The 6522-nt window shown below is 42.2% G+C and carries 8 protein-coding genes; 5 read left to right on the forward strand and 3 right to left on the reverse strand.

The window, feature by feature from the left end:
* Positions 1–2 precede the first annotated feature (2 nt).
* The 3 genes from aat to infA all read left to right on the forward strand — a co-directional run bounded on the left by aat (position 3) and on the right by infA (position 1746).
* Positions 3–710, forward strand: a complete 708-nt coding sequence (gene aat / locus VHA01S_RS12935) for a leucyl/phenylalanyl-tRNA--protein transferase (protein ID WP_023404811.1) — start codon at positions 3–5, stop codon at positions 708–710.
* Between the two features lie 49 nt (positions 711–759).
* Entirely contained in the window at positions 760–1458 is a 699-nt protein-coding gene (locus tag VHA01S_RS12940; RefSeq protein ID WP_023404812.1) for an arginyltransferase, read from the forward strand.
* A gap of 69 nt (positions 1459–1527) precedes the next feature.
* Positions 1528–1746 (forward strand): translation initiation factor IF-1, encoded by a 219-nt coding sequence (gene infA / locus VHA01S_RS12945; RefSeq protein WP_001040192.1) that lies wholly within the window; start codon positions 1528–1530, stop codon positions 1744–1746.
* A gap of 109 nt (positions 1747–1855) precedes the next feature.
* Here infA and clpA read toward each other — a convergent pair whose 3' ends face one another.
* The gene (gene clpA, locus VHA01S_RS12950) at positions 1856–4120 is read right to left on the reverse strand and encodes an ATP-dependent Clp protease ATP-binding subunit ClpA (RefSeq protein ID WP_023404813.1); all 2265 of its coding nucleotides are present in this window, start codon (positions 4118–4120) and stop codon (positions 1856–1858) included.
* Positions 4121–4177: 57 nt separating this feature from the next.
* Positions 4178–4498, reverse strand: a complete 321-nt coding sequence (gene clpS, locus VHA01S_RS12955; RefSeq protein ID WP_039970909.1) for an ATP-dependent Clp protease adapter ClpS — start codon at positions 4496–4498, stop codon at positions 4178–4180.
* A 440-nt stretch (positions 4499–4938) separates the two neighbouring features.
* Here clpS and cspD point away from each other — a divergent pair, with 440 nt between their 5' ends.
* Positions 4939–5160, forward strand: a complete 222-nt coding sequence (gene cspD / locus VHA01S_RS12960) for a cold shock domain-containing protein CspD (protein WP_023404815.1) — start codon at positions 4939–4941, stop codon at positions 5158–5160.
* A gap of 74 nt (positions 5161–5234) precedes the next feature.
* On the opposite strand, the gene VHA01S_RS12965 is transcribed toward cspD, so the two are convergent.
* A complete protein-coding gene (locus VHA01S_RS12965) occupies positions 5235–5462 on the reverse strand; it encodes a glutaredoxin family protein (protein ID WP_023404816.1) in 228 nt (75 codons plus the stop codon).
* Positions 5463–5773: 311 nt separating this feature from the next.
* On the opposite strand from VHA01S_RS12965, the gene VHA01S_RS12970 reads away from it, so the two are divergent.
* Positions 5774–6430, forward strand: coding sequence for an NAD(P)H-dependent oxidoreductase (locus VHA01S_RS12970; RefSeq protein ID WP_023404817.1), 657 nt, complete (start codon positions 5774–5776; stop codon positions 6428–6430).
* Positions 6431–6522: the final 92 nt, after the last annotated feature.

Raw genomic sequence — 6522 nt, forward strand, 5'->3', positions numbered from 1 at the left:
TAATGACCTTATATCTTCCAGAACTCAATAATAACGATACGCACTTTCCTGATCCCAGTTTAGCATTGACTGAGCCAAATGGTTTACTCGCACTGGGCGGTGATTTGTCAGTGAAAAGGCTATGCAGTGCTTATCGACAGGGTATCTTTCCATGGTATAGCTATGGTGAACCCATTCTATGGTGGAGTCCATCACCAAGAGCGGTATTTATCCCTGAGACCTTTAAGCCGGCAAAAAGTTTAGTTAAATTTCAGCGCAAACACGGTTACACGGTCACTTTAAACCATGCAACAGAGCAATTAATTGCCCTTTGCGCCAGTTCTCGCCCGATTGAAGAAACGTGGATTACCGATGAAATGATCCAAGCCTATCAAGTGTTAGCGCAAGCCGGACACTGTCATTCGGTCGAGGTTTGGGATCAACAACAGTTGATCGGCGGTTTGTATGGTGTATCGGTTGGGCAAGTGTTTTGTGGCGAATCTATGGTCAGCACTAAACCCAATGCCTCAAAGATTGCCTTATGGCACTTTTGCCAACACTTTTTACAGCAAGGTGGCAAACTCATTGACTGCCAAATCATGAACCCACATTTGGCTTCATTAGGCGCAATTGAAATACCCAGAACTGAATTTCAAGACTATCTTTTAAGTAATAGAGACTTAACCATGAGTGACACCTGTTACGCCGCACAAAGTCTACAATTGAGTTAAACCAACCTACCCTGCTTTTTCGCTTCGCACTAAGGGAGCTATTTAATCGATGAATCCTGAGTTACAACAAATTAAAGTCGGTTTTACACAAAATCATCCATGCAGTTATTTAAAAGATCAGCAAGAGCGTGTGGCGATCATTCTTGAAGATGAATTACATACATCAGAGGGATATGAATTACTGCTGGCAAATGGGTTTAGACGCAGTGGCGAGATGATTTATCGTCCGCACTGTGAAAGCTGCAATAAATGCGTTGCGATACGCATTGATGTTGAGCATTTTGCACTTTCCAAAAGTCAAAAACGATTGCTCAACAAAGCTAAGCAATACACATGCAAAGTCAGCACTGAAATTGACCCAAACTGGTTTACTTTGTATGCAAAATATATAGAGGCACGTCATTTTGAAGGCACTATGTACCCGCCAAAGGAAGCAGAATTTAGTAAATTCATCAATTCAACGACCATTCCTTGTACGTTTTTGCAAATCTATTATCAAGAGCAGTTAATCTCTGTGGCCGTGACCGATCAAGTCAGCAGTGCCAACAGTGCTTTCTATACCTTTTATGACCCTGAGCACCCGTTATCATTGGGCACACTCTCTGTTTTGTATCAAATCCAACACACCCATTCGCAAGGGAAAAAATGGCTTTATTTGGGCTATCAAATTGATGAATGCCCAGCGATGAACTACAAAGTCCGATTTGATTCGCATCAAAAGCTAGTAAATCACCGGTGGCAAGGGTAGAATATCGCCCAATGTTAATAGGTAGCTAAGTGAGCTACCCAAACTACCCTTATTCTGATCGAGGATTAAATGGCTAAAGAAGACGTAATTGAGATGCAAGGCACGGTTCTAGACACTCTGCCAAACACTATGTTCCGTGTAGAACTAGAAAATGGTCACGTTGTGACTGCTCACATCTCTGGTAAGATGCGCAAAAACTACATCCGTATCCTAACTGGCGATAAAGTGACTGTAGAGATGACTCCATACGACCTAAGCAAAGGCCGCATCGTCTTCCGTGCTCGTTAATATCTCTATTAACAAAGCATAAAAAAACGGAGCTTCTGCTCCGTTTTTTTATGCTTGTACAATGAGAATAAAGTAAGCGAACTCTAAGACTTAGAGCTCGCTATTCCAATTAATGATGCAGTGCCTCTTCTTCGGCATTGGCATAATTGAATTTTAGTTCATCATCAACCAAATCCACTGCCACTGAACCACCGTTGATCAAGCGACCAAACAACAACTCATTGGCTAATGGTTTCTTCAGCTTGTCTTGAATCACACGGGACATAGGTCGTGCGCCCATCGCCTTATCGTAACCTTTAACGGCTAACCAATGACGAGCGTTATCAGTCACCTCTAGAGAGACCCCTCTTACATCCAATTGCGCTTGCAGTTCCACAATGAACTTATCAACCACTTGCTGAATGACCACTTCATCTAGGCTATTAAACCAAATGATGTTGTCTAAACGATTTCGAAACTCTGGGGTAAATACCCTTTTGATAATCGCCATCGCATCAGGCGCATGATCTTGCTCAATCAAACCAATAGATTGTTTCTCAGTTTCAACCACACCGGCATTGGTGGTCATGACTAAGATAATATTTCTAAAGTCGGCTTTTCTGCCGTTGTTATCGGTTAAGGTGCCGTTATCCATCACCTGCAATAGCAAATTAAAGATATCAGGGTGCGCTTTCTCGATTTCATCCAACAGCACCACTGAGTGTGGCTGTTTAATTACCGCGTCCGTCAGCAATCCACCTTGGTCATAACCCACATAACCCGGAGGCGCGCCAATTAATCGGCTGATTGAATGACGCTCACCGTATTCCGACATATCAAAGCGTAATAGCTCAATACCCATCAGCTTAGCTAGCTGTGCGGTCACTTCCGTCTTACCTACCCCTGTAGGGCCAGCAAATAGGAAAGAACCCACAGGTTTGTTTTCAGCGCCTAATCCAGCGCGAGAAAGCTTGATAGATTCGGTAAGCACATCAATGGCTTCATCTTGGCCAAACACCAGCATTTTCATCTTGCTGTCGAGATTTTGTAAAATGTCTTTATCTGATGAAGATATAGATTTTTCCGGAATACGCGCCATTTTAGCGACCATGGCTTCGATATCACCAACGCCTACGGTTTTCTTACGACGACTGCTTGGAACTAAGCGGCTTTTTGCCCCGGCTTCATCGATGACATCAATGGCTTTATCTGGCAAATGACGTTCATTGATGTATTTCGCTGACAATTCTACTGCCGCGCGAAGGGCTTTATTGGTGTAGCGCACTTCATGGTGCTCTTCGTATTTAGATTTCAGCCCCATTAAGATTTTGGTGGTGTCATCTAAAGACGGTTCGACCACATCAATTTTTTGGAAACGACGTGACAGTGCACGTTCTTTCTCAAAAATGGTGCTGTATTCTTGATAGGTGGTTGAACCAATACAGCGCAACTTACCGCTGCTTAGTAGAGGCTTAATCAAGTTTGCGGCATCGACTTGACCACCTGATGCAGCCCCCGCACCAATAATGGTGTGGATCTCATCAATAAATAAGATGGCGTCATCTTCTTTTTCTAGCTGTTTAAGAATGTTCTTAAATCGCTTCTCAAAATCGCCTCGGTATTTAGTACCGGCTAGCAATGAACCGATATCTAGAGAATAAATAACCGAGTTGGCAATCACTTCAGGAACGTCGCCTTCGACGATTCTCCAGGCTAGACCTTCTGCAATTGCGGTTTTACCTACACCAGCCTCGCCCACCAGCAATGGGTTATTCTTACGGCGACGACACAACACTTGCACGGTACGCTCTAGCTCTTGATCGCGCCCAATAAGCGGGTCGATATTGCCGTTACGTGCCACGATGTTTAGGTTGGTCGCAAAATTTTCCAGTTGGTCTTCTTGAGCCACTTCTTCGGTCGTTTCTGTACTGCCGAATAACTCAGAAGAATCATCTTTGGCAGTTTTAGTAATGCCATGCGAGATGAAATTGACGATGTCTAAACGACTAATGTCATTTTTTTTCAGGAGGTAGGCGGCGTGAGATTCTTGCTCACTAAAAATAGCCACCAGCACATTCGCACCAGAGACTTCGTTACGCCCAGACGACTGCACATGAAAAACTGCACGTTGAAGTACGCGCTGGAAGCTCAAAGTAGGCTGCGTTTCTCGAGTGGCATCATCCACCGCAATTAACGGTGTGGTTTGTTCGATAAACACATCCAATTCTTGGCGAATGGTATCTAGGATCGCTCCACAGGCTTTTAAAGCCTCTTTCGCAGACTGGTTGTCTAGAAGCGCCAACAGCAGATGCTCTACCGTCATAAACTCGTGACGTTTATCTCGCGCTTGAGAAAAAGCGCCATTTAAACTTGTTTCTAGTTCCTTGTTTAGCATACAGGCCTCCCTAAAACTTCAAAAACAACCACTTAATCAATGTTGATAGCAATGTGGTTATGCTCTTTCCATAGTGCATAGCAAAGGATGTTGTTGCTCTTCAGAATACGATGTAACCTGAGCAACCTTTGTTTCTGCAACTTCAGCTGTGTACGTGCCACAACGTGCTTTCCCCTCATAATGCACCTGAAGCATGGTTTGCGCAGCTTTGTCGGCATCCATACCAAAAAAGCGCTCAAGGATCTCAATCACGAAATCCATCGGGGTATAATCATCGTTATTTAAAATAACGTGATACATAGGTGGTGGTTTTACCTCGGTTTTTTCTCTCTCCAGCAAGTCAAAACCCGGAGTCACCCAATCAGAAAATTCAGTCATTTTTACATCTTTTGTAGAAAAAACACTCATTCGGGTAGCAAAAAATTCTTTATGCTACTTAAGAGACTAATAGAGCAATTGTATCCCTGCAAATAAAACATTGCTATCAGTATCGAACAGCGAATTATTAACCAATATTTCTAACAAAAACGATCTGATCATCTCTGTGCTTGCTCATAGTTTGACCGAAACACACATATCCGTTAATTGCCATTGTTTAACTGGCAACGAATGGTTATCATTCTATTAACGAATCTTCATGAATAATTTGACGATGGGGATTCTTTGTCTACATTATTTTATTGTTCCAGTACAAATTTTGAGAGGATCGGCTGATTCACTCTCTTAACTAAACTGACTGAAACGAGAAAAAGTGAGACTACGATTACTATTATCGTACACAGCGCACAACACGTAACAAATGCATAAGGATGTAAAGCATGGCAACAGGTACTGTTAAGTGGTTCAACAACGCCAAGGGATTTGGTTTTATTTGCCCAGAAGGTGAAGACGGCGATATTTTTGCCCACTATTCTACGATTCAAATGGATGGATATAGAACGTTAAAAGCGGGTCAAACTGTCAACTATGAAGTAGAAAAAGGCCCTAAAGGTTCTCATGCTAGCGCTGTAGTACCAATAGAAACTGATTCAGCCAAATAACCACAGTTTCAAACGATAAATAAAGAGGCACTTGGCCTCTTTTTTGTCGTTTAAAATCATATTAGGGATAATCATTAGCTATTGTACATTTTTTCAAAATTCTTCTGATTCCATCCCACCATGATTTGATCGCCAATTTTTAAGACTGGAATCGAGCGTGCACCCATAGCTTGCAACTCCTTACGTCCCCGTTGCATTTTGGCATTGGTTAAACGGTACTTATACCCCTTAGAGTCTAAGTATCGCTGCGCGTCTTTACAGTGAGGGCATTTATCCGCTACGTATAAAACTAGTCTTTTCATTGTGCTGTTCAAGTGAGAGTGATTTTTGCTGATTATGAAAGATAAGCAAGGTAATCGCAAACTCAATCCGCACCCTTGTGTGTTTTTCAAGTGGCAAATCATCAATGACATTTTTTGAAATCAATTAGTTACAATATGCAAATTCATCTATACATTGAGAGGTCACTTTTGATTTTTACATTTAATTTGAAAGTGAATTGCAAAAAATGCTGTTTATTCGAAAAGTGTATTCAAATAATCTAGCATTAACTTGAACGACATCGCTTGTAGACAGCGATCGCGCTGCTCTCCTCAATGAATAAGGATTTACCATGACTCACGCTATCATTACTGATTTAGCAAACCGATATACCGCTAAGCGTTACGATGCAACGAAACGTATTCCTCAAGAAGACTTAGATGTGATTTATGAAGCAATTCGTCTGTCTGCTTCTTCTATCAACTCTCAGCCTTGGAAATTCATTGTTATCGAAAGCGATGCCGCAAAGCAGCGTATGCACGACACTTTTGCTAATAAATTCCAATTTAACCAGCCTCATATCAAATCGGCTTCGCATATCGTTTTATTTGCGCACAATCCTCATTACACAAGAGACGATTACGCAAAAGTTGTTGATAAAGGCATTGAAGACGGACGTACTCCTAAAGAGCAACGTGAAGCAGCCTTTGGTGGATTTGCCTTTGTCGATCTAAACACAGATGAAACGGGCGATAACTCTAAGTGGACCAAATCTCAAACTTATCTTGCCCTTGGTAACACTTTGCATGTACTAGCACGCCTTGGTATTGACTCTACCACTATGGAAGGCATTGATAGCGAGCTGATTGGTGACATCTTTAAAGAAGAATTAGATGGCTACGAATGTAACGTTGCTTTAGCAATGGGTTACCACCATAAAGAAGAAGACTACAACGCAAGCTTGCCAAAATCTCGCTTAGCGCTAGAAGACGTACTGAAAGTTCTGTAAGCCCTAGCTCAGACTAACGCTTATTTACGGCTCGCTATTAATAGCGGGCCGTTTTATTCTATGAGCCACCCTTTTATTATACCAATCACACT

This window comes from Vibrio halioticoli NBRC 102217 (genome assembly GCF_000496695.1).
Lineage (GTDB): Bacteria > Pseudomonadota > Gammaproteobacteria > Enterobacterales > Vibrionaceae > Vibrio > Vibrio halioticoli.

Excerpts from the sequence above, each read along its gene's own strand:
- cspD (WP_023404815.1), top strand. The coding sequence starts at position 4,939 with ATGGCAACAGGTACTGTTAAGTGGTTCAACAACGCCAAGGGATTTGGT.
- infA (WP_001040192.1), top strand. The coding sequence starts at position 1,528 with ATGGCTAAAGAAGACGTAATTGAGATGCAAGGCACGGTTCTAGACACT.
- clpS (WP_039970909.1), bottom strand. The coding sequence starts at position 4,498 with ATGACTGAATTTTCTGATTGGGTGACTCCGGGTTTTGACTTGCTGGAG.
- VHA01S_RS12940 (WP_023404812.1), top strand. The coding sequence starts at position 760 with ATGAATCCTGAGTTACAACAAATTAAAGTCGGTTTTACACAAAATCAT.
- VHA01S_RS12970 (WP_023404817.1), top strand. The coding sequence starts at position 5,774 with ATGACTCACGCTATCATTACTGATTTAGCAAACCGATATACCGCTAAG.
- aat (WP_023404811.1), top strand. The coding sequence starts at position 3 with ATGACCTTATATCTTCCAGAACTCAATAATAACGATACGCACTTTCCT.
- VHA01S_RS12965 (WP_023404816.1), bottom strand. The coding sequence starts at position 5,462 with ATGAAAAGACTAGTTTTATACGTAGCGGATAAATGCCCTCACTGTAAA.
- clpA (WP_023404813.1), bottom strand. The coding sequence starts at position 4,120 with ATGCTAAACAAGGAACTAGAAACAAGTTTAAATGGCGCTTTTTCTCAA.